The following is a 21218-nucleotide window of genomic DNA, read 5'->3' as shown; positions in this document are numbered from 1 at the left end:
CCGGCCTTATCCAGTCCACCGGCCATGATGCACCACTTCGTCGACCGGGCGATGACCCCGGCGTAGTGACGGTGACCTCTTGTCGGGCGCACGGTAGCCGACAGTGAGCGCCCCGATCGGGGCGAACTCCTCCGGAACCCCGAACGCCGCCCGGAACCTCGGGTGCGATCCGGCCGGCAGCCCGATGAAGCAGGAGGCCAGTCCCTGGTCGACCGCGGTCAGGTGAATCAGCAGCGCGGCGAAGCCGGTGTCGATGTCCCAGTACGGTACCGGCCAGTGCGCCTCGTCCTTGTCGGTCCAGCCCTTGTCCGGCTGGGCGTAGCGCTCCAGATAGACCGACTTGTTGGACATCGGCACGATGATCAGCGGGGCCCGGCTCATCCGCTCGAGCCAGCCGTCCGGTAGGTCCTCGTCCCAGCGGGTCACCGACCAGTAGAGCTCGCGATCGGCCGGCTCCTCGAGCACCAGAAAGCCCCAGCCCTGGGAAAACCCGGCCGACGGCGCCCGCAGCGCGTGGGCCAGGAGCTTGTCCCGCACCTCGGCCGGGACCGGGCGGTCCGGGTCGTACGACCGGACCATCCGCCGCCGGCGGACGACCTCATCAAACTCCATGCGGGCGGATCCCCCACGTCGCCGACCAGGTCTGACCCGGTGCGAGCACGATCAGGTCGCGGCCGGACCGGAACGCGTCCGGTGGGCAGGTCATCGGCTCGATCGCCAGCGACCGGCGGAACCGCTCGCCGTGCAGGGTGTCGCCGGAGAAGACCTGCCACCACTTGAAGCTCTCGTCGGCCCAGACCTCGATCTTGGCCGAGCTGTCGGGCGCGGCGATGGTCACCGCCGAGCCGCCGTCCGGACCGTGGTCGATGTCACCGAACGTGGTGTCGAGCACAAGGTCGCCGACCCGGCGTGGCTCGGTGAAGTCGTACTCACTGCCGGCCACCTTGACCGCGCCGATCGGCAGCAGCCGCTGGTCGGCCAGCACCCGGGTGTGCCCGGGGACCTGGAGCCGGATGTCGTCCACGGCGACGCCGGTGAGCTGCAGATAGGGGTGCACCGAATAGCCCCACGGCGCGTCCCCGTCGCTGGTGTTGGTCACCTGCTGCTCGCAGCGCAGGCCGTCGGCGCTCACGCTCCACCGGGTGCGCAGCAGCAGCGACCAGGGGTACCCGATCTGCGGCGGCAGGTCGAACTCGAGCGTCACCGCGTCGGCCGACTGCTCGGCGGCGTGCCAGCGGGCCCAGTTGGTCAGGCCGTGGATGGCCACGCCGCGGGCCGGCTCGGTGATCGCCAGCTGGTGGCTGGTCCCCTGGAAGGAGTAGTGGCCGTCGCGGATCCGGTTGGGCCACGGCGCCAGGATCTGGCCGGCCGAGGCGGGCGAGATCTCGTCCGGGCCGAAGCCGTCGACCACCTCGCGGTCACCGGCGCGATACGTTCGCAGCACGCCGCCGACCTCGGCGAACACGGCCTGGTGACCGTCCGCCTCGATGGTCCACTGGGTGCCGCTCTTCGCGCGTACGACGCTCGTCATGGATTGGACCCTAGCGGGTGGTGTTTTCCGGCTCTTCGGCCGGAGGTCGATACCTGAGCAGGGCCGGGAAGGCCAGAGCAAGCGCGATCGCCACGCCCGCGGCGGCGAAACCGCCGCCGGCCCAGGACGCGGTCGGACCGGTCAGGTCGGCGGTCGCGCCGGAGCGCAGGTCGCCGAGCCGCGGGCCGCCGGCCACCACGACCGTGAAGACGCCCTGCAACCGGCCGCGCAGCCGGTCGGGCGCGAAGACCTGCAGGATCGACTGCCGGTAGACCGCGCTGACCAGGTCGGCCGCGCCGCCCACGGCGAGCAGCAGCACCATCAGCCAGAGGTGCTGGGCGAACCCGGCGAAACCGACCGCCACCCCCCAGCCGACCACGGCGATCACCAGCGCGACGCCCTGCCGCTGGACCTTGCTGATCCAGCCCGAGGTGAGCCCGCCGACCACCGAGCCGAGCGCGATCGCGGCGAACAGCCAGCCCACGGCCGAGCCGCCGCCGAACCGTTCCTCGGCGATCTCTGGGAACAGGGCCCGGGGCATGGCCAGCACCATCGCCACGATGTCGACCGCGAAGGACAGCAGCAGCACCGGCTGGGTGGCCAGGAAGCGCAGCCCGATGGCGATGCCCCGCAACCCGGCCGACGGCTTCTCCTCGCCCGGGACGTGCTCGACCGGCGGGATCGGCGGCAGCCGCCAGGTGGCCCAGAACGTCACGGTGAACAGCAGGGCGTCGACCGCGTAGGCGACCATCACCCCGCCGTCGGTGGAGTACGCCCCGAAGATCAGCCCCGCCGCCAGCGGCCCGAGCACCCCGCCGGCCGTGGTGGTCGTGTAGCCCAGCGTGTTCGCGGCCGGCACCAGGTGCACCGGCACGATCCGCGGGATGATCGCCTGCCGGGCCGGCGAGCTGACCGCGAACCCGGCCGACTGCACCGCCATCAGCGCCAGCAGCAGGACCGGGCTGTGCACCCGCAGGATCGCCTGGGTCAGGAAGCCGAGCGTGGCCAGCCAGGTCAGGGCCGAGCTGGCCAGCAGCAGCTTGCGGCGGTCGACCACGTCGGCCGCCGCGCCGCCCCACAGCCCGAAGACCAGCAACGGCGCCAGGCCGGCGAGGCCGAGCAGTCCGACCCAGGCCGACGACCGGGTGATGTCGAACATCTCGACCGGTACGGCGACCGAGGTGAACTGGAAGCCGAAGAAGCTGGCGCCGTTGCCGATCCACATCCGGCGGTACGCCAGCACGCGCAGCGGCCGGACGTCGATCACCCAGCTGCGGGTCGCCTTGGCGGTGTCCTCGACCGGCGTCTGGGTGGGTTCCTGGCTCACGGGGCCAGCCGTTCGGTCACCCAGGAGCCGTCCTCCCGCCGGAACCGCAGCCGGTCGTGCAGTCGGCTGGTGCGGCCCTGCCAGAACTCGACCGTGTCCGGGATCACGCGCAGGCCACCCCAGTGCGGCGGGGCCGGCACCGGGGCGTCGGCGAAACGGTCGGCGGCCCGCTCGTACCCCTCGTCGACCTCCGCTCTCGAACCGACGACGCGGGACTGCGGGCTGGCCCAGGCGCCGAGCTGCGAGCCGCGCGGCCGGGACGCGAAATAGGTCTCGGTCTCGGCTCGGCCGACCCGCTCGACCGCGCCGGCCACCAGCACCTGGCGCTGCATCGGGAACCAGGGAAAGACCAGGCTGGCGTACGGGTTGACGGCCGCCTCGGCACCCTTGCGCGACTCGTAGTTGGTGTAGAACACGAAGCCCCGCTCGTCATAGCCTTTGAGCAGCACCGTCCGGGCACTGGGCCGGCCCTGGGCGTCGGCGGTGGCGACGATCATCGCGTTCGGCTCGGTCAAGCCCCAGGCGGCGGCCTCGGCGAACCAGGCGGCGAACTGCGCCGGCCAGGTGGCGGCCAGGTCGTCCTCCAGCAGCCCGCCGTGCTCGCTGTAGTCACGCCGCATCCCGGCCGGTTCCGAGGTCACAGGCCCGCCCTCCTCGATAAGTCACTTATGAACCTAAGTCGCCACCGGTGATCCGTCAGGTCCGTCAGGATGGATGTCGCGGAGAGCACATTCGCGCCGGGTCGCCCCGCGGTTACCCAGCGGGCAAGATGAATCACTTACGGGTCCCATGAATGGCCGGGAGGCGACGTGACCGACTTCAAGCCCGGCCTCGAGGGTGTGGTCGCCTTCGAGACCGAGATCGCGGAACCGGACAAGGCCGGTGGCGCGCTGCGCTACCGCGGCGTGGACATCGAAGACCTGATCGGCCAGGTTTCCTTCGGCAACGTGTGGGCGCTGCTGGTCGACGGCCGGTTCGGCCCTGGCCTGCCGCCGGCCGAACCCTTCCCGGTGCCGGTGCACTCCGGCGACATCCGGGTCGACGTGCAGTCCGCGGTGGCCATGCTGGCACCCTACTGGGGCCTGTCCCAGCTGCTCGACATCGATGACGACCAGGCCCGCTCCGACCTGGCCCGGGTGTCGGTCACCGCACTGTCGTTCATCGCGCAGGCGGCGCGCGGTTTAGGCCTTCCGGCCGTCCCCCAGAAAGACATCGACAAAGCGCAGACCGTGGTCGAGCGGTTCATGAAGCGCTGGCGCGGCGAACCCGACCCGCGGCACGTCAAAGCGGTCGACGCCTACTTCATCTCGGCCGCCGAGCACGGCATGAACGCCTCCACCTTCACCGCCCGGGTGGTCGCCTCGACCGGCGCCGACGTGGCCGCCTGCATCTCCTCCGGCATCGGGGCGCTGTCCGGCCCGCTGCACGGCGGAGCGCCCTCCCGGGTGCTGCACATGATCGAGGCGGTGGAACGCAGCGGCGACGCCGAGGGGTACGTGAAGAGCGCGCTCGACCGCGGCGAACGGCTGATGGGCTTCGGGCACCGCGTCTACCGGGCCGAGGACCCGCGGGCCCGCGTCCTCCGGCGCACGGCCAAAGAGCTGGGCGCGCCCCGGTTCGAGGTGGCCGAGGCCCTCGAGCGGGCCGCGCTGGCCGAACTCCGGGCCCGCAAACCCGACCGGGTGCTGGCGACCAACGTCGAGTTCTGGTCGGCCGTCGTGCTCGACTTCGCCGAGGTTCCGGCGCACATGTTCACCTCGATGTTCACCTGCGCCCGGGTGGCCGGGTGGAGCGCGCACATCATGGAGCAGAAAAAGCTCAGCCGGCTGGTCCGGCCCTCGGCCACGTACGTCGGCCCGGCCACCCGCAAGCCCCAGGACGTCGAGGGGTGGGACCAAGTACCCCACAATGCATAGGATCGGCCGGTGACTGACGCCATCCGGATTCCCGACAATCTCAGGCCGGTCGACGGGCGGTTCGGCTCCGGGCCGAGCAAGGTCCGTCCCGAGGCGGTCGAGGCGCTGGCCGCGGTGTCGCGTACCTACCTGGGCACCTCGCACCGGCAGCCCACGGTCAAGGACCAGGTGGCCCGGCTACGCCGGTCGATGGCCGAGTTCTTCACCGCGCCCGACGGGTACGAAGTGATCATCTCCAACGGCGGGACCAGCGCGTTCTGGGAGACGGCGGCGTTCGGGCTGATCCGCGACCGGGCCCAGCTGGCCGAGTTCGGCGAGTTCGGCGGCAAGTTCCGCAAGGCCGTGGCCGACGCGCCGTTCCTGGCCGCGCCGTCGGTCCGGCAGGCGCCCGGCGGGCAGGCCGCGTTCCTGGCGGCGGAGCCGGGGGTGGACACGTACGCCAGCGTCCACAACGAGACCTCGACCGGGGTGGCGGTGCCGGTGCGGCGGCCGGACGGCGCCGACCCGGACGCGCTGGTGCTCACCGACGCCACCTCCGGGGCCGGCGGGCTCGACGTCGACCTGACCCAGACCGACGTGTACTACTTCGCGCCGCAGAAGGCGTTCGGCTCCGACGGCGGGCTGTGGATCGCGTTGATGTCGCCGGCCGCGCTCGACCGGGCGGCCGCGATCAAGGCGTCGGGGCGATACATCCCCCAGTTCCTCGACCTGGTCACGGCCATCGAGCAGAGCCGGCTGGAGCAGACCTACAACACGCCCGCGCTGGCCACCGTCTTCCTGGCCGCCGAGCAGACCGCGTGGATGAACGCACAGGGCGGCCTGGCCTGGTCGACCAAGCGCAGTGCCGAGAGCGCGGCGGTGATCTACGGCTGGGCCGGTCGGTCGTCGTACGCCACGCCGTTCGTCACCGACCCGGCCATCCGGTCGAACGTCGTGGCCACGATCGACTTCGCCGACGGGGTCGACGCGGCCGCGATCGCCAAGGTCCTGCGGGCCAACGGCATCGTGGACACCGAGCCGTACCGCAAGCTCGGCCGCAACCAGCTCCGGGTCGCTCTCTACCCGACGGTCGACTCGGCCGACGTGGAGGCGCTGACCCAATCCATCGACTATGTTGTCGAGCGGCTCTGAGGCCTGACCTCAGTACCATGAAGATCATCTTGGCTGCTCAGCGACTCGCCCGGCGTGGCTTACCCCCATCGGGTGACCAGGGCGCGTAGCGTGTTCTCCAATCGCGCCCGGGTACGTGAGTCTCGGGAGCACAGGTCAGCGAGCGACGGGACGGAGGCAACGCATGCGGCCGGTACGCTTCGTCGCCCTCTCCGAGGACGGCCAGGCCCTGGTGCTCGCCGACGAGGTCGGCCGGCTCCTCGCCCTGCCGATCGACGACCGCATCAACGGCGCCATCACCGAGGGACCGCACCCGAGCTCGCCGGCCGGGTCGACGGTCGCCGTCGCCGCGCCCGAGACCACGATGGCTGTGCTGTCCCCACGCGACATCCAGTCCCGGATCCGCTCCGGTGAGTCGGCCGAGGACGTCGCCCGCATCGCCGGCGTGCCGGTCGACCGGGTGCTGCGCTACGCCGGCCCGGTGCTGCAGGAACGGGCCATGCTCGCCCAGCACGCCCGGCGGACCAGGCTGAAGACCTCCGACTCCGGCGCACCGCTGGCCGAGGTCGTCGACGGCCGGCTGGCCCAGCACGGCATCGACACCGAGAAGATCTCCTGGGACGCGTACCGCCGCGACGACGGCACCTGGCGGATCGTCGCCACCTGGCCGTCGGGCAAGGCCACGGCCCAGGCCATCTGGGATCTCGACAAGGGACGCCAGGTGGTGTCCCCGCACGACGACATGGCGCAATACCTGTGCGCCGAGCGGCCCACCCAGATCCTCGGCCAGGAGCCGGCGCCCGAGCGCGGTGAGCGGGGCGGCCACGGCCTGCCCGGCCCGTCCCGGTCGGTCGAGCCGGCCCGCGGCGGCCACGGGCTGCCCTCGCCGGGCACCGAGAGCCGGCCGACCCGCGACCCGATCCGCGCCGGCCGCGACGCGCTGCTGGCCTCGCTGGACCGTCCGCTCAACCCGGCCACCGGCCGTGGGCTCGACCCTTCGCCGGCCGACAGCCCGCGCCGCCCGGTCGCGGGTGGTGCGGCGGCGCTGCTCGGCGGCGGTGCCGGTTCGGCCTTCGACGAGGACTCCGACCTTCCCAAAGAGGTTCCGGCCGTGCCGTCGCTGGCGGTGCTGCGTCCACGTCGCACGGTTGGGCAGGGCGGTCAGCAGCAGGGCGCCTCGGCGACCGACGAGTCCGGCGAGCAGAAGCCCCGCAAGCGTCTGCCCAGCTGGGACGACGTGCTCTTTGGCGGTGGCCCCGCCGCCCGCGAATCCTCCTGACCCACCTTCCCCTCGGACACCGCCCTGGGCTACCACTTGGGTCGACGGTGGTAGGTGGGGGGCGCTGTTCGCGGGGCGGATGGCGGCGCCGGCCACCACTGAGGGTTTTGGGCGGGACCACTTGCGCAGGTGGAGCGAAGCGACCCTCGGCGGGAGCAGCGGTCTGTACCACCCACCCCGCTACGACCAGATCTTGAAGTTGAACGTAAAGAGCCCTGTGCCGCCGCCACCGGGCACAGGGCTCGGCTCACTCCGCCACATGAGCCTTTCCGGACGGTAGCGCGCGCCCCACCCTCCATGGGTGATCGATTGCAGCGCGGACCGGCCCCTGCAATTGCACGGGCGGCTATCTCTTTCGGCCATTGATGAGACTGCTTACCGATTGAGTGGATCTGTCACGTGGCGGTACCTTTGCGCCCGTGTCCGCCACGCCGATCCGGGAGCGCACCAGCTGGCTGCTGCGCGTCAACCGGCGGCTGGCCGGTGACCCGCGGCTGCGCGCCGGCAAGGAGTTCGCGGCCGCCTTCCGGGATGCCGGTGAGCGGCCGCTGGCGCCGTCGCAGGTGACCCGGTGGGAAGACGGCACCGTGCTGCCGCGGCGCGAGACCATCCGGCGCTACGAAGACCTGCTCGGCCTGGCCCCGCACGCACTGACCTCGCTCAAGGATGCCGTCGACCGCGCCGCGGGGCTGACCCAGCCCGCCCTTCCGGCCGGTGTGGTGCCTGACCAGCGACGCTTCCACGAGCTGCTGGAACGGGCGACCACCGGCGGGTCGATGACCGGGCAGCGGTGGGGCGAGCTGAGCGAGCTGGTGCAGGCCTGCCCGGGGCTGGTGCTGCACCCGCCGGGCCTGTGGGAGCGGGTCTCGCACCGGCTGCTCGACGAGCTTGTGGTGGCCGAGGACACGGCCTGGCTGTTGCGTCAGGAGGCGATGTCCCGGCTGCTGGAGCATCCGGACGCGGGGGCGCATGCCGTGGACGCGTGCATCAGCCTGGCCGCCGACCGCAGCAGCCCGGTCGTGGTCGAGCCGTTGTCGCTGCTCGACGCGAGTGCCCTCCCTGACGCCAACCGGCACATCTGCCGGACCATCGCGGCCGCCGACGACGGGCGGGCACTGTACGGCGCATTGCTGGCCAGCGTGCGCAAGGTCCGGGTCGGGCACTTCACGCCGGATCAGCTGGGCCGGCTCGGCGCGTCGATGACGGGGCTGCTGGACGACTCGGCGTTGTCGGCGAGCCTGCGGCCGTTGATCGACGAGGTCGGGCGGACGATGAACGGCGGGGCCGAGGCCGAGCGTGTGCCGGTGCCGCGGGTCCAGCCGGTGCCGCATCGGGCGGCGGTCATGGCCTCGGCCGAGCTGCTGCCGGGGCACGGGACCGATCCGATCCTGGCCGGGCTGGTCGACGACGCGCTGCACAACGCCAACCCGGACGAGCGGATGCACGCGGCGATGTTCATCGCGGGCACGCCGTACGCCCCGGTGGTGGCCCGGACGCTGGTCGAGGACCTGGTGACCGACCTGCGGCGGCGCAGTGAGGCGGGGCTGGCGCCGGCGCTGCGTACCCTGACCATCCTGGGGTCGACCGACCACCGGGTGCTGATCGCTCAGATCCTCACCGGGAACGGCTTCAGCGAGGCGGCCCGGCACGCTGCGGCCTGGGCGACCCCGCATTGTGCCGGCCGGTACGACGAGGCCATCTGGCGCCGCATCCTGCAGGTGCAGTTCCAGGCGTGGCGGCGGATGCCGTTGGGGCTGGGCGAGGAGATCCTGTACGCCGTCACCTACGGCATGGGCACCGACGGGCACCGCACGCTGCTGGCCGAGGTCCGGGCCGACGACCGGTTGCCGGCCCGCTCCCGCGCCGCCGCCGCATGGCTGCTGACCGCTCCCGAAGTGATCCGCTCCGGACACTGACGTTCGTCGTTGTTACAAATCCTTGACCTTTGGGTCTATGCTCCCTGGCACGCGTCGGTGCGGTGCCGTATCGACGATGACGTTGCGACCTGTCGTAAGGGGTGAACCGGCGTGGCCAAAGCATCGGGATTGCTGGTTATCGAACGCATCCTCCGGGATAGGCAAGGCATCTGGCAGCAAGTCGTCGAGGACCGTGACCTGACCCGGCTGACCGGCCAGATGCTGGTCAGCTCGGTGGTCGCCCTGGCCGTCTATGGCGCGGTGCTGGGCTCGTTCCACAGTGTGCAGATGGCGCTGACCTCGGCGGTGAAGCTGCCGCTGCTCTTCCTGGTCACCTTGGCGATCTGTCTGCCCACGCTCTATCTGTTCAACCTCGTCTTCGGGGCGCGGCTCAGCGTCCGGCAGTCGCTGTCGCTGGTCATGGTCGCGCTGACGGTCACCGCGATGCTGGCCCTGGCGTTCGCCCCGATCAGTCTGTTCTTCCTGATCACGGCCAACGACTACGGTTTCTTCAAGCTGCTCAACGTGGCCATCCTCGCGCTGTCGGCCCTGGTCGGGCTGAAGTTCCTGACCGGCGGCATGCGAGTGCTGAACGAGCACGGGCTGCTGTCGCCGGCGGTTCCGGCGGAGACCCGCCCGGCGGTCGCGGAGAACCCGGCCCCGGTCAGCCCGGCCGTCCCAGCCCTGGTCGCGGTCGGTGCGCCGGCCGCGCCCGCGCAGAAAGAAGGACCCCAACCCTTCCCGCCGGGTACGCACCACCCGTACGCGCGCCCGCCGATGGCCCCGAAGCCGTCCGCTCCGCCCAGCATGACCCTGCTGTACATCTGGATCCTGCTCTTCGGCTTCGTCGGCACCCAGCTGGCCTGGACGCTGCGGCCGTTCTTCGGCAGCCCGGACATGAAGTTCAGCCTCTACCGCGAACTCGACGGCAATTTCTACGCGGAGATCTTCCGGACGATCGCGCATCTCTTCTGAGTTCGTGTCTGCCACCGGCGAGCGGACCCGCGTAGGCTGCTCGTCGGTGGACGAGACACGTGGGCGACGCCGGGGACTGGACGCAGCGCGTCCGGTGGCACCGCGCGAGCCGGTCGCGCGGGCCGCGACCAGTGACGACCTGTATGACCAGGTGTTCGGGCCCGATGACATCACCGTGATCCGGCACGGCGTCCACGGCCGACTGGTCGACGCCGGGTTCACCGGCGACCGGTTGCAGGCCTTCGTGCTGGCGATCAACGAGATCATCACCAATGTCGTGCTGCACGCGGGCGGCCGCGGGCGGATAGTCGTCTCGCGATCCGGACAATCCATCTGGTGCACGATCACCGACTCCGGCCCGGGCATCCCGGCCCGGTTCCAGCACCCGCCCGAGGTACCCGACACGTTCGACGTCAGCGGCCGGGGCATCTGGCTGGCGCACCGGCTGTGCGACGAGGTGAGCATGGCCACCGGCCCGATCGGCACGACGATCGGCCTGCGAATGGCCTGTTCCGCCGCACACATCACGTCTGACCTGGTCAACGGCGCGTCGTCGGGCGTTTGAAACCTCGGCGCAGCACGCCGGAAACCTGGGGTGCCCCGTTGCGGCGTATCCACACGGCATGACGACTACATTGGGGCGCGTGCTCGGTCTTCCTCCTCACGTAACGGCCTGCCTGTTCGACCTCGACGGCGTGCTCACCAATACCGCCCTGGTCCACAACGCAGCGTGGAAACAGACGTTCGACCTGTTCCTCGAGGACTGGTACGAGAAGCACGACGAGCCGTTCGTGCCGTTCGACTCCGGCGCCGACTATCACCAGTACGTCGACGGCCGGCAGCGCGCCGATGGAGTTCGCACCTTCCTGGCCTCGCGTGGCATCAACCTGCCCGAGGGCAGCCCGGACGACGGTCCCGACGCGGCGACCGTCAACGGCATCGGCAACAAGAAGAACATCCTGGTCCTGGACAAGATCCGGGAGGGCAAGGTGCAGGTCTACCCCGGATCGGTGGACTACCTGCGTGCCGCCCAGGAGGCCGGCCTTCGCCGCGCCGTCGTCTCGGCCAGCGCCAACTGCAAGGACGTCCTCGCAGCGGCCGGCATCTCGGAATACCTCGAGGTCCGGGTGGACGGCGTGGTGGCCCGAGAACGCGGCCTGCCCGGCAAGCCCAAGCCGGACACCTTCCTCTACGGCGCCGAGCTGCTCGGCGTCCCGCGGGAAAACTGCGCCGTCTTCGAGGACGCGCTGGCCGGCGTGGAGGCCGGGCGGGCCGGAGGCTTCGGGATCACCATCGGTGTCGACCGGGTGAACCAGGCCGAGGCTCTCAAGGCGCATGGCGCCGACATCGTGGTTCAGGATCTGTCCGAACTCCTGACGCGGTAGACGCGTACTTTCGCTCAGACTTTTCTCCTTTCTCAGTTCATCGAGAGGCACCACCGTGATCCGTGAACGGGCGTACCCCGTCGATCCTTGGCACATCCGGGAGACCCGGCTGGACCTGAACCTGCTGGCCCAGTCCGAGTCGGTTTTCGCGTTGGCCAACGGGCACATCGGGGTACGCGGCAACTTGGATGAGGGCGAGCCGCACGGCCTGCCCGGCACGTACCTGAACTCGTTCTACGAGCTGCGCCCGCTGCCGTACGCCGAGGCCGGCTACGGTTTCCCGGAGTCCGGCCAGACGATGGTCAACGTGACCAACGCCAAGCTCATGCGGCTGCTGGTCGACGACGAGCCGTTCGACGTCAGGTACGGCGACCTGCGCTCCCACGAGCGCATCCTGGACATGCGGGCCGGCACGCTGGAGCGCGTGGCCGAGTGGGTGTCGCCCTCCGGCCAGGCGATCCGGGTCCGCACCGTCCGGCTGGTGTCGTTCACCCAGCGCGCCGTCGTGGCGATCATGTACGAGGTCGAGCCGCTGGAGCAGAGCGCCCGGCTCATCCTGCAGTCCGAGCTGGTGGCCAACGAGCAGCTGCCGATGAGCAGCAAGGACCCGCGGGTAGCGGCCGTGCTCGACCACCCGCTGCAGGCCGAGGAGATGCTGGAGCAGAAGACCGGTGGCCTGCTCGTGCACCGGACCAAGGCCAGCGACCTGCGGATGGCCGCGGCGATGGAGCACCTGGTCGAGACGCCGGGCAAGCACGCCATCACCACCGAAGGGCACCCGGACTGGCTGCGGACCACCGTCGCCTGCAAGCTCGAACCGGGCCAGAAACTGCGGGTGGTGAAGCTGGCCGCGTACGGCTGGTCCAGCCACCGCTCGCTGCCCGCCGTCCGCGATCAGGTCGGCGGCGCGCTGGCCAGTGCCCGGCTGGACGGCTGGGAGGGGCTGGTCGACGCACAGCGGGAATACCTGGACGCGTTCTGGGACCACTCCGACGTGCAGGTCGAGGGTGACCCGGAGGTGCAGCAGGCGGTCCGCTTCGGGCTGTTCCACACGCTGCAGGCCGGTGCCCGGGCCGAGCAGCGCCCGATCGGGTCCAAGGGCCTCACCGGGCCCGGGTACGACGGCCACACCTTCTGGGACGCCGAGACGTTCGTGCTGCCGGCGCTGACCTACACCCAGCCGGCGGCGGCCGCCGACGTGCTGCGCTGGCGGCACTCGACGCTCGATCTGGCCCGGGAGCGGGCGCAGACGCTGGGCCTGCAGGGTGCGGCGTTCCCGTGGCGGACGATCCGCGGGCAGGAGTGTTCGGCGTACTGGCCGGCCGGCACGGCGGGCTTCCACATCGGCGCCGACATCGCCGACGCGGTCCGACGGTACGTGCAGGCCACCGGCGACTACGACTTCGAGCGTGAGGCCGGCCTGGAACTGCTGGTCGAGACGGCCCGGCTGTGGCGGTCGCTCGGTCACCACGACCGGCATGGGCGCTTCCACATCGACGGCGTCACCGGGCCGGACGAATACACGGCCGTGGTCGACGACAACATCTACACCAACCTGATGGCGCAGCAGAACATGTTCGAGGCGGCCGAGGCGGCCAAGCGCCACCCCGAGGTGGCTCGCCGGCTGGGCGTCGACGACGAGGAGATGGCGTCCTGGCGGGACGCGGCGGCGGCCGTGCACATCCCGTACGACCGGGAGCTGGGCGTGCACCAGCAGTCGCAGGGCTTCACCCGGCTGCAGGAGTGGGACTTCGAGAACACGCCGCCGGAGGCGTACCCGCTGCTGTTGAACTACCCGTACTTCGATCTGTACCGCAAGCAGGTGGTCAAGCAGGCCGACCTGGTGATGGCCATGTACGTGCGGGGCGACGCGTTCACCCCGGAGGAGAAGGCGCGCAACTTCGCCTACTACGACGCGCGTACGGTCCGGGACTCGTCGCTGTCGGCCTGTGTCCAGGCGGTGCTGGCGGCCGAGGTCGGCTTCCTCGAGCTGGCCCACGATTACCTGGGCGAGGCCGCCCTGATGGACCTGCACGACCTGCACCAGAACGCGCGGGACGGCGTGCACGTGGCCTCGCTCGCCGGTTCGTGGATCGCGCTGGTGGCCGGCCTCGGTGGCATGCGTGACTTCAACGGTCAGCTGTCGTTCGCGCCGCGCCTGCCCAGCCGGATCACCAAGCTGGAGTTCTCGCTGCTCTGGCGCGGGCTGCGGCTGCGGGTGAGCGTGACCGCGGACGAGGTGACCTACTCGCTGCGCAACGGGCAGGGCTCGTCCCGGCTGCAGCTGGTGCACCACGGCAAGGATCTCGAGGTCGTCCAGGGCAAGTCGATGACCGTGCCGATCCCGCCGGCCACGCCGACCGGGCCGCCGCCGGAGCAGCCGGCCGGACGGGCCCCGGTGCGCCGGGCGACGAGCGGCTAGAACGGAAGAACCCCGCCTCCGATCGATGGAGGCGGGGTTCTTCGCTGAGGCTCAGAGCATTGACACGTGTACGTGGTCCTCGTGCGTGCTGGGGCCGTGGTAGTTGCTCCAGCCGCGGGTCGGGAACCAGATCTGTTTGTTCCAGATCACGTAGAGGATGCCGAGCCGGTCGGCGTTGCGGACCAGGAACGCCATCAGATCGTTGCCGTACTTCAGTGTGTCGTTGTTGTGGTGCTTGCGGAAGCCCGACTTCTCCAGGGACCAGTCGCAGGCCCGGCCCTTGGGATGCTCGAACGGGCCACCGTCGCGGTGGCAGCCGACGAAGCGGTTGAAGCCCGCCTTCTTTACCTCTTGGTACATGTGCAGGGTGCGCGCGGTGATGCAGCCGCCGGTCGTCGGGTCGTCGACGTTGCAGCTCTGCGGCCCGAAATCGCCGTTCTTGTCACGCGGGGCGGGCGCGGCGACCTTGGACGTGGCGTCCACGAAGCCGCCGGTCAGCGGGCCGCCGACCAGGGCCAGCGCCTTGTCCGCGGCCTCTTTCTGCTTCTGCATCAGCAGCACGTTGTTCTTCTGCTGCTTGACCTCTTGATCGAGGCGCGCCTTGGTCCGGGAGACCTCGTCGATCGCGTCGTTCAGCTCGCGCAGCTTGTTGTCGTTGAGCGCGTTCAGCTCCTCGAGCGAGATCGCCCGGTCGAGGAAGCCGCCGGCGCCGGGGCTGTCGAGCAGGAAGCTGGCCGTCGACAGGCCACCGTTGCGGTACTGCTGGCCGGCGATCTTGCCGACCTGCGGGAGCAGCAGATCACGCCGGGATTCCGCCTGCTTGACCTGGACAGCCAGGTCGAGCTGGGTCTTCGAGGACTTCTGGATCGCGTTCTTGGCGGCCAGGTAGCGGCGACCGGTCGACTCGAGCACGTCCTCGAGCAGGGCGTCCTGCTTGCCCTCATCGGGCGCGGCCGATCCACTCTTGGTTGTGCTGTTTTCGTCACCCGGCTCGGCGCTGGCCGGTGACGCGGGTGCGAAAACCGACATGGTCACAGCGACGAGCGGTGCCAGGGCGAGGACCAGCCACCGGCGTGGGCTTGCCGTCATGCATGTTCCTTCCGTGTATCCACCGGCCGAGTTAGCTGACGGGTTCGGGAGGGAAGCGCTCCCTACCGCGATGGCTCGCGGATTCACCCCAGAGAACGTGGTTCCCCGGCTCGCCTTTCGGGCGATTAGGTGGTGTCCTGCCGGCAACCTGGGGGAGTGCCTCCTGGCAGTGACCGGCGGCCAGCTTACCTGACGAAACGCCCCGCTTCAGCGTGGCGAAGCCGGAAAAGGTGTTATCGGACAACGACTTTACGTGACATTGACTGGTCACGTCCTATCAATGTGAGTCGTTACATTCTCACCATAGTCGAAATAACCGATGGTGCTGGAATGGTGGCGCAGAGTGCGAGGTGGCGAATATCTGATTCGTAGGTATCGTTCCTGTCGGTCAGCGTTATCAAACGGTGATCGCCGCCTAATCGCCACCCGGCGAGCCGGGGACCCAAACCCCAGGCAATGGGGTGAATCCGCGACGGCCCCCCGTCGCGGTAGGGAGCGCTTCCCTCCCGAACCCGTCAGCTAACCCGGCCGGCGGCCGACGGAAGGATGGGCATGAGGCAGAACTCTGTCCGGAGGCGATTGGCGACCGGACTGGCGGTCCTGATCGCGGCCGGCGGGCTCGCGGCCACCACCATGGCGGGCCCGGCCGTCGCCGCGCCGGGCGACAACGGCGACGACGGCGAAGGCGGCTCCAAGTCGCTGATCCAGAAGGTCGAGGACGCGTCCAAGGGCTATGTCGAGGCTAAGGAGGCCCTCGACACCTCGAAGGGGCGGCAGGCCAAGCTGGTCCTGGTGATCAAAAATCTGGACCAGCAACTCGGGCCGAGGCAGGCCGAGCTGGACAAGATCGCCGCACAGAGCTACCGCACCGGCCGTCTCGGGACGATGGGCGCGCTGATCAACGCGTCCGGCGACGGTGGGGCGAACGGCATGCTCGACCGGGTGCAGACCCTGCAGACCGTGGCGATCAAGCAGGATGCCGCGCTGCGGGACCTCAAAGACACCCGGGACCAGCAGGTGCGGGCCAAGACCTCGATCGACACCGAGATCGCCGACCAGCAGAAGCAGCTGACCGTGATGGCCAAGCGCAAGAGCCAGGCCGAAGCCGCGCTCAAGGCGGCCGGGCAGGGTCAGGACGCCGGCTCGCCGGGCGGCGGCGGCAAGAGCGCCAAGGCCAGCCCCGGCGGCAACCTCAGTGGCGGCTGCACGGTCAACGACCCGACCAGCGGCGGCTGCATCACGCCGCGTCTGCTGCACGCCATGAACGAGGCCAAGAAGGCCGGATTCACCCACTACGTGCACTGCTGGCGAACACAGAACAGCGGTGAGCATCCGAAGGGCCGGGCGTGCGACTTCGCCGCCGACAAGGGTGGATTCGGCGGCGTCGCCTCGGGTAGCAGCCGGACGTACGGCAACAATCTGGCCAACTACTTCATCAACAACTCGAGCACGCTCGGTGTGTTGTATGTCATCTGGTTCAAACGGATCTGGCTGCCCAGCAGTGGCTGGAAGTCGTATTCCGGCGCGGGTGGCGACCCGTCCAGCGACCACACCAACCACGTGCACCTGTCGGTGAAGTAACACCGGCCCCCGAAGGGGTACGGAGCCTACTTACTCATGTAGGCGCCGTACTCCTTCAGCACGTCCTCGGTCGGGCCGTCCGCCCTGATCACGCCCGACTCCAGCCAGATGCTGCGCTCGCAGGTGTCCTTGATGGTTCCCTCGCTGTGCGAGACCAGGAACACCGTGCCGGCGTCGGCGCGCAGGTCGCGGATGCGCTGTTCGCTGCGCCGGCGGAACCGGGCGTCACCGGTGGCCAGCGCCTCGTCGATCAGCAGCACGTCGTGCTTCTTGGCCGCCGAGATGGAGAACCGCAGCCGGGCCGCCATACCGGAGGAGTAGGTCCGCATCGGCATCGTGCTGAACTCGCCGCGCTCGTTGATGCCGGAGAAGTCGACGATCTCCTTGACCTTGGCCTTGGCCTCGGCCGGGGACATGCCCATGGCCAGGCAGCCGAGCAGCACGTTGCGCTCGCCGGACAGGTCGTTCATCAGGACCGCGTTCACGCCCAGCAGCGACGGCTGCCCGGCGGCGTAGACCGCGCCACGCTCGGCCGGCATCAGCCCGGCGATCGCCCGCAGCAGCGTGGACTTGCCGGAGCCGTTGCTGCCGACCAGCCCGACCGCCTCGCCCTTGTAGGCCACGAAGCTGACGCCCTTGATCGCGTGCACCTCGCGGATGTTCGCCATCTTGGTCCGGGTCACGATCCGCTTGAGGCTGGCGATCGGCGAGCCGGTCCCGGAGGCCGGCGAACCATGCACCTTGTAGACCACGTGCGCGTCGTCGACGATGACGGTGGGAACGCGCTCCCCGGTGGGGTCAGCCACGGCCGTAGCCCTTCTCTCCGCGCCAGAAGTAGACGATGCCGACACTGAACATGACCGCGGCCCAGACCAGGGCCTCGATCCAGAGCTGGGTCAGCGGGCTGGCCAGCTTGACGTCTTCCATCAGCGAGTGCCGCATCAGCTCGATGAAGACGAGCATCGGGTTGGCCTCGATGATCCACAGCTTCCACCCGTGCAGATGGTCGGTGAACCGCTGGACCGGGTAGAGCACGGCCGAGCCGTACATCCAGACCCGGATGAAGAACGGGACCAGCTGGCGGATGTCGGTCAGCTTGGAGCCGATCCGGGCCCCGGCCAGCGCCAGCCCGCAGTTGAACGTGGCCAGCAGCACGAGGATCACCGGGACGAACAGCCATTCGACGGTGATCGGCTCACCGGTGAGCAGCACGATGATGACCAGCACGGTCATCGAGGCCATCATGTTGCGCACCTCGATCAGCAGGATCGAGATGGGCAACGCGGCCCGTGGGAAGTGCAGCGCCCGGATCAGTCCCAGGTTGCCGTGGATCGAGCTGATGCCCGCCTGCGTGACCGTCTGGGTGAATCCGAAGAGGAAAACACCGGTGCAGAGGTACGCGATGAAGTTGGAGACGTCGCGACCGTTGGTGTTGAGCAGGACGCCGAAGATCAGGTAATACACCGCAGCGTTCAGGATCGGTGTCATGACCTGCCACAACGTGCCCAGCTTGGTCTGGCCGAACGACGATGTGATGCGGGCGGCCGAGTAGGCCGTGATGAAGTGCCGGTACGCCCAAATTTCCCGGAAGTACGCCGGGAGGCTCGGCAGGGCGGCGGCCGAGTGCAGGCCGTGCCGCGTTGCCAGCTCCTTGAGCGAGATGCCGGTGCCGGAATCGGCGACCGCCGTCTGGGGCATGAGGTGGCGCTCCGATCTGGATGGTCCCGCGGATCGCCGGGACCAGGGGGATTTGCGCGACAACACGATAACCAGTATCCGCCGACGAAACGCATTCGTATCGACGTACGAACGACGCTATCCGACCTAACGGCGGAACGCAACCGTTCCGTCGTAGCGCTATAGTCACTGTGTGGCGACAGTCAAGCGTGCACCGGCCGGGGCGGCGGTCCTCCGTGGGGACATCACGGTGGCCATCCGCAACGCGGTGATGAGTGAACTGGCCGAGGTCGGTTACGGCCGCCTGTCGATCGAAGCGGTGGCCCGACGGGCCGGCGTCGGTAAGACCGCAATCTACCGCCGGTGGAGCAACAAGCTCGAGATGGTTCTCGAGATCGTGTCGGATGTCGCAGGTCGTGCGGTTCCGCTGCCCGACACCGGCAGCTTCGCCGGCGACCTCGAGCTGCTCATGATGATCGTCAGTAAGGCGTTGCAACACAAGATCGCCTCGCAGATCATTCCCGACCTGATGGCCGAGGCGTCCCGCAACCCGCAGATCGCCGCGACCCTGGAGAAGGCGCTGCGGACCCACCAGCAGGCGGTCGGCGACAAGCTGGTCGGCCAGGCGGTGGCCCGGGGCGAGCTCCCCGCCGGCGCCGATCCGGAACTGGCCGTCGACCTGATCCTCGGCCCGCTCTACTGGCGGCTCGCGGTCGCCCGCACCGAGCTCAGCGACGACTACCTGGAAAAGCTGACCGTGGCCGTGCTGGCCGCGTTGCGGAGCAGCTCGGACAGCTGATCCGCGGGCATCGGGCGGGCGAAGTGGAAGCCCTGGGCCCGGGTGTAGCCCAGGGCGGTCAGCCGGTCGGCCTGCTCGGGCGTCTCGACGCCCTCGGCCACCGCGACCACGCCGAAGGCCCGGGCCAGCTGCACCACCGCTGTCGCGATGGCCTCGGTGCCGGGTGGCGGCGTGAACGACCGGTCCAGCTTGATCTCGTTCACCGGGCAGGTGGCGAGCAGGCTGAGGGTGGAGGCGCCGGTGCCGAAATCGTCCAGCGACAGCCGTACGCCGATCGCGCGCAGCTCGGCCAGGGTCTGCTGGGTGGCGCCGCCGCCGACCGCCGTCGACTCGGTGATCTCCAGGGTGAGCAGCCCGGCCGGTAGCCCGCTGCCGGCCAGCGCCGAGGCCACCTCGCCGGGGAAGCCCGGGTCACGCAACTGCCGGGCGGAGGCGTTCACCGAGATCGAGATCGGTTCGCCGGCCCCGGCGGCCCAGACCGCCGCCTGCCGGGTCGCCTCGCGCAGCACCCAGTGGCCCATCGGCACGATCAGCCCGGTCTGCTCGGCCGTGTCCACGAACGCGCCCGGGCCGAGCAGCCCGCGCTCCGGGTGCTGCCAGCGGACCAGGGCCTCGGCGGCGACGATCCGGCCCTCCGGCAGGGTCACCTCCGGCTGGTAGTGCAGCACCAGCTGGTCACCGGCGATCGCGGCGCGCAGCTCGGCCGCCAGCCGGCTGCGCTCGGCGCCCCGGGTCTCCATGCCCGGCTGGTAGATCTGATGCCCACCCTCGCCGCGCTCCTTGGCCTCGTACATCGCGATGTCGGCCCGGCGCTGCAGGTGGTGCGGGTCGTCACCGGGCCGGCCCTGGACCACGCCGAAGCTGGCCTTCACGCTCAGCAGTTCGCCCTCGATCACCGCCGGTTCGAGCAGGATGTTCGAGATCCGGGACAGGACCGTGCCGATCCGGTCCTGGGTGACGCCCTCGAAGAGGATGGCGAACTCGTCGCCGCCCAGGCGGGCCACGGTGTCGGACGGGCGTACCCCCGCGGTCATCCGCTCGGCCACGTGCACCAGCAGCGCGTCGCCGACCGCGTGCCCCATCGTGTCGTTGACCGCCTTGAAGTCGTCCAGGTCGACCAGGACCAGGCAGAACGGTGCGTCCCGGCCGGCCGCGGCGGCCAGCCGCCGGGCGAACAGGGTGCGGTTGGGCAGGCCGGTCAACGCGTCGTGGGAGGCCTCGTGGCTGAGCCGTTCGCGCTGGCGGCGGTTCTCCTGGAGCAGGGCGTCGTTCTGCCGGAAGGCGATCAGCTGGCGCAGGATGACCAGGGCGATGATCGCCACGGCGAAGCCGACCACGATCAGGTGGTCGGGGGCGCGGGTCAGGGCGGTGACCGCGAGCATGACCGACACCACGGCTACGGCGACGTACGGCATCAGGCTGTACCCGCGCCGTGGCCGGGGCAGCTCTGGCTGCTCGGCGTCGACCATCTGGAACCGGGCGCTCAGCGCGATCGTGTACGCCGCGAGCGGCAGCAGCAGCACCATCGGGTTGATCGGCAGGCCGAGCGGCAGCAGCAGGCCGACCGCCGAGCCGAGGCCACCGATGACCGCCGACGCGCCGACCGCCGCCAGCGAGCGCCGGGACATGGTCGCCACCCCGGACAGGGCGACCGTGGCCGCGGTCTGCACGGTGCCCATCCCGGCGGCCATCAGCACGATCGCGGCCAGCAGGTCGAACAGGGTGATCCGGGCCGCCTGCAGCAGCGGCAGCACGGCGAAGTGGAAGACCAGCACGCCGGTGGCCACCATCAGCGTGCCGACGTCCAGGGTCACGGTCAGCCGGGAGGACCGGGACCGCGCGCCGAGCGGCAGCTGGTTGAGCGCGGCCATCATCGTCAGGCCGCCGACCACGTGCAGGACGGTGGCGATCGGGACCAGCGCCGACCCGCCGCCGGCGGCGGCGTCGATCGCCCGGAGCGCCATGGCCGCGCCGAAGATGATCAGGCCGGCCACGTTGAGCCGCCAGTACCGGCGCAGCTCGGGCGCGGCGTTCCGGTCGGCCCGGGCGGCCAGGAGCGCCGCGAGCAAAATGATCATGGGCAACGGGAGCCAGCTGAGTGCGGGCGGCCATAGCCGGCCCAGGGCCACGGACAGGCCGAAGGCGACCGTGTTGGCCAGTACCAACACGGTCATCAGTCGGAACGTACGGCCGGACCACTGATCCACGAAT

The 21218-nt window shown here is 70.2% G+C and carries 18 protein-coding genes and 2 riboswitches; of the genes, 10 read left to right on the top strand and 8 right to left on the bottom strand.

Translation table 11 applies throughout. The features are described 5' to 3' along the window. Positions 1-6: 6 nt before the first annotated feature. From ACGFIO_RS15525 to pdxH, 4 genes are read right to left on the bottom strand one after another with little or no spacing between them, the layout of a single operon-like run. A complete protein-coding gene (locus ACGFIO_RS15525; RefSeq protein ID WP_392826733.1) occupies positions 7-612 on the bottom strand; it encodes a nitroreductase family protein in 606 nt (201 codons plus the stop codon). Continuing rightward, positions 602-1531 (bottom strand): aldose 1-epimerase family protein, encoded by a 930-nt coding sequence (locus ACGFIO_RS15520; RefSeq protein WP_392826732.1) that lies wholly within the window; start codon positions 1529-1531, stop codon positions 602-604. The genes ACGFIO_RS15525 and ACGFIO_RS15520 overlap by 11 nt, the downstream gene beginning before the upstream one ends. A gap of 10 nt (positions 1532-1541) precedes the next feature. Further along, positions 1542-2858: an MFS transporter gene (locus tag ACGFIO_RS15515; RefSeq protein ID WP_392826730.1), complete on the bottom strand. Its 1317-nt coding sequence runs from the start codon at positions 2856-2858 to the stop codon at positions 1542-1544. Further along, positions 2855-3478 (bottom strand): pyridoxamine 5'-phosphate oxidase, encoded by a 624-nt coding sequence (gene pdxH / locus ACGFIO_RS15510; RefSeq protein WP_392827075.1) that lies wholly within the window; start codon positions 3476-3478, stop codon positions 2855-2857. Before pdxH ends, ACGFIO_RS15515 begins: the two co-directional genes overlap by 4 nt. Before the next feature lie 189 nt (positions 3479-3667). On the opposite strand from pdxH, the gene ACGFIO_RS15505 reads away from it, so the two are divergent. The 8 genes from ACGFIO_RS15505 (at position 3668) to ACGFIO_RS15470 (ending at position 13861) form a co-directional block, all read left to right on the top strand. After that, positions 3668-4774 (top strand): citrate synthase 2, encoded by a 1107-nt coding sequence (locus ACGFIO_RS15505; RefSeq protein ID WP_392826729.1) that lies wholly within the window; start codon positions 3668-3670, stop codon positions 4772-4774. A gap of 9 nt (positions 4775-4783) precedes the next feature. Then, on the top strand, positions 4784-5905 hold the full coding sequence (serC, locus tag ACGFIO_RS15500; RefSeq protein WP_392826728.1) for a phosphoserine transaminase: 1122 nt from the start codon (positions 4784-4786) through the stop codon (positions 5903-5905). 163 nt (positions 5906-6068) lie between these two features. Further along, positions 6069-7163, top strand: a complete 1095-nt coding sequence (gene sepH / locus ACGFIO_RS15495; RefSeq protein WP_392826727.1) for a septation protein SepH — start codon at positions 6069-6071, stop codon at positions 7161-7163. Positions 7164-7582: 419 nt separating this feature from the next. Beyond that, positions 7583-9079 (top strand): hypothetical protein, encoded by a 1497-nt coding sequence (locus tag ACGFIO_RS15490; RefSeq protein ID WP_392826726.1) that lies wholly within the window; start codon positions 7583-7585, stop codon positions 9077-9079. A gap of 111 nt (positions 9080-9190) precedes the next feature. Continuing rightward, positions 9191-10054, top strand: coding sequence for a hypothetical protein (locus ACGFIO_RS15485; RefSeq protein WP_392826725.1), 864 nt, complete (start codon positions 9191-9193; stop codon positions 10052-10054). Positions 10055-10100: 46 nt separating this feature from the next. Further along, positions 10101-10619, top strand: coding sequence for an ATP-binding protein (locus ACGFIO_RS15480; protein WP_392826724.1), 519 nt, complete (start codon positions 10101-10103; stop codon positions 10617-10619). A 79-nt stretch (positions 10620-10698) separates the two neighbouring features. Next, positions 10699-11439 (top strand): HAD family hydrolase, encoded by a 741-nt coding sequence (locus ACGFIO_RS15475; RefSeq protein WP_392827074.1) that lies wholly within the window; start codon positions 10699-10701, stop codon positions 11437-11439. A 55-nt stretch (positions 11440-11494) separates the two neighbouring features. Then, on the top strand, positions 11495-13861 hold the full coding sequence (locus ACGFIO_RS15470; RefSeq protein ID WP_392826723.1) for a glycoside hydrolase family 65 protein: 2367 nt from the start codon (positions 11495-11497) through the stop codon (positions 13859-13861). 51 nt (positions 13862-13912) lie between these two features. On the opposite strand, the gene ACGFIO_RS15465 is transcribed toward ACGFIO_RS15470, so the two are convergent. Next, a complete protein-coding gene (locus ACGFIO_RS15465; protein WP_392826722.1) occupies positions 13913-14950 on the bottom strand; it encodes a coiled-coil domain-containing protein in 1038 nt (345 codons plus the stop codon). Positions 14951-14953: 3 nt separating this feature from the next. Further along, positions 14954-15092: riboswitch (cyclic di-AMP (ydaO/yuaA leader) on the bottom strand. 260 nt (positions 15093-15352) lie between these two features. Continuing rightward, positions 15353-15500: riboswitch (cyclic di-AMP (ydaO/yuaA leader) on the top strand. Positions 15501-15502: 2 nt separating this feature from the next. On the opposite strand from ACGFIO_RS15465, the gene ACGFIO_RS15460 reads away from it, so the two are divergent. Beyond that, complete coding sequence (locus ACGFIO_RS15460) at positions 15503-16531, top strand: coiled-coil domain-containing protein (RefSeq protein WP_392826721.1); 1029 nt, start codon at positions 15503-15505, stop codon at positions 16529-16531. Between the two features lie 26 nt (positions 16532-16557). Here ACGFIO_RS15460 and ACGFIO_RS15455 read toward each other — a convergent pair whose 3' ends face one another. Both ACGFIO_RS15455 and ACGFIO_RS15450 read right to left on the bottom strand, forming a co-directional pair. Next, complete coding sequence (locus tag ACGFIO_RS15455; protein ID WP_392826720.1) at positions 16558-17337, bottom strand: ABC transporter ATP-binding protein; 780 nt, start codon at positions 17335-17337, stop codon at positions 16558-16560. Further along, positions 17330-18229, bottom strand: coding sequence for an ABC transporter permease (locus tag ACGFIO_RS15450; protein ID WP_392826718.1), 900 nt, complete (start codon positions 18227-18229; stop codon positions 17330-17332). The genes ACGFIO_RS15455 and ACGFIO_RS15450 overlap by 8 nt, the downstream gene beginning before the upstream one ends. Before the next feature lie 172 nt (positions 18230-18401). Here ACGFIO_RS15450 and ACGFIO_RS15445 point away from each other — a divergent pair, with 172 nt between their 5' ends. After that, positions 18402-19007, top strand: a complete 606-nt coding sequence (locus ACGFIO_RS15445) for a TetR/AcrR family transcriptional regulator (RefSeq protein ID WP_392826717.1) — start codon at positions 18402-18404, stop codon at positions 19005-19007. Here the strand turns inward: ACGFIO_RS15445 and ACGFIO_RS15440 are convergent. Continuing rightward, a complete protein-coding gene (locus ACGFIO_RS15440; protein WP_392826715.1) occupies positions 18947-21181 on the bottom strand; it encodes a putative bifunctional diguanylate cyclase/phosphodiesterase in 2235 nt (744 codons plus the stop codon). The genes ACGFIO_RS15445 and ACGFIO_RS15440 overlap by 61 nt on opposite strands. Between the last annotated feature and the right edge of the window lie 37 nt (positions 21182-21218).

It is taken from the genome of Actinoplanes sp. NPDC049265, from assembly GCF_043197135.1.
In the GTDB taxonomy this organism is placed as follows: Bacteria; Actinomycetota; Actinomycetes; order Mycobacteriales; family Micromonosporaceae; genus Actinoplanes.
Note: the sequence above shows the minus strand (reverse complement) of the source record. Positions and strands in the feature narration are given on the sequence as shown.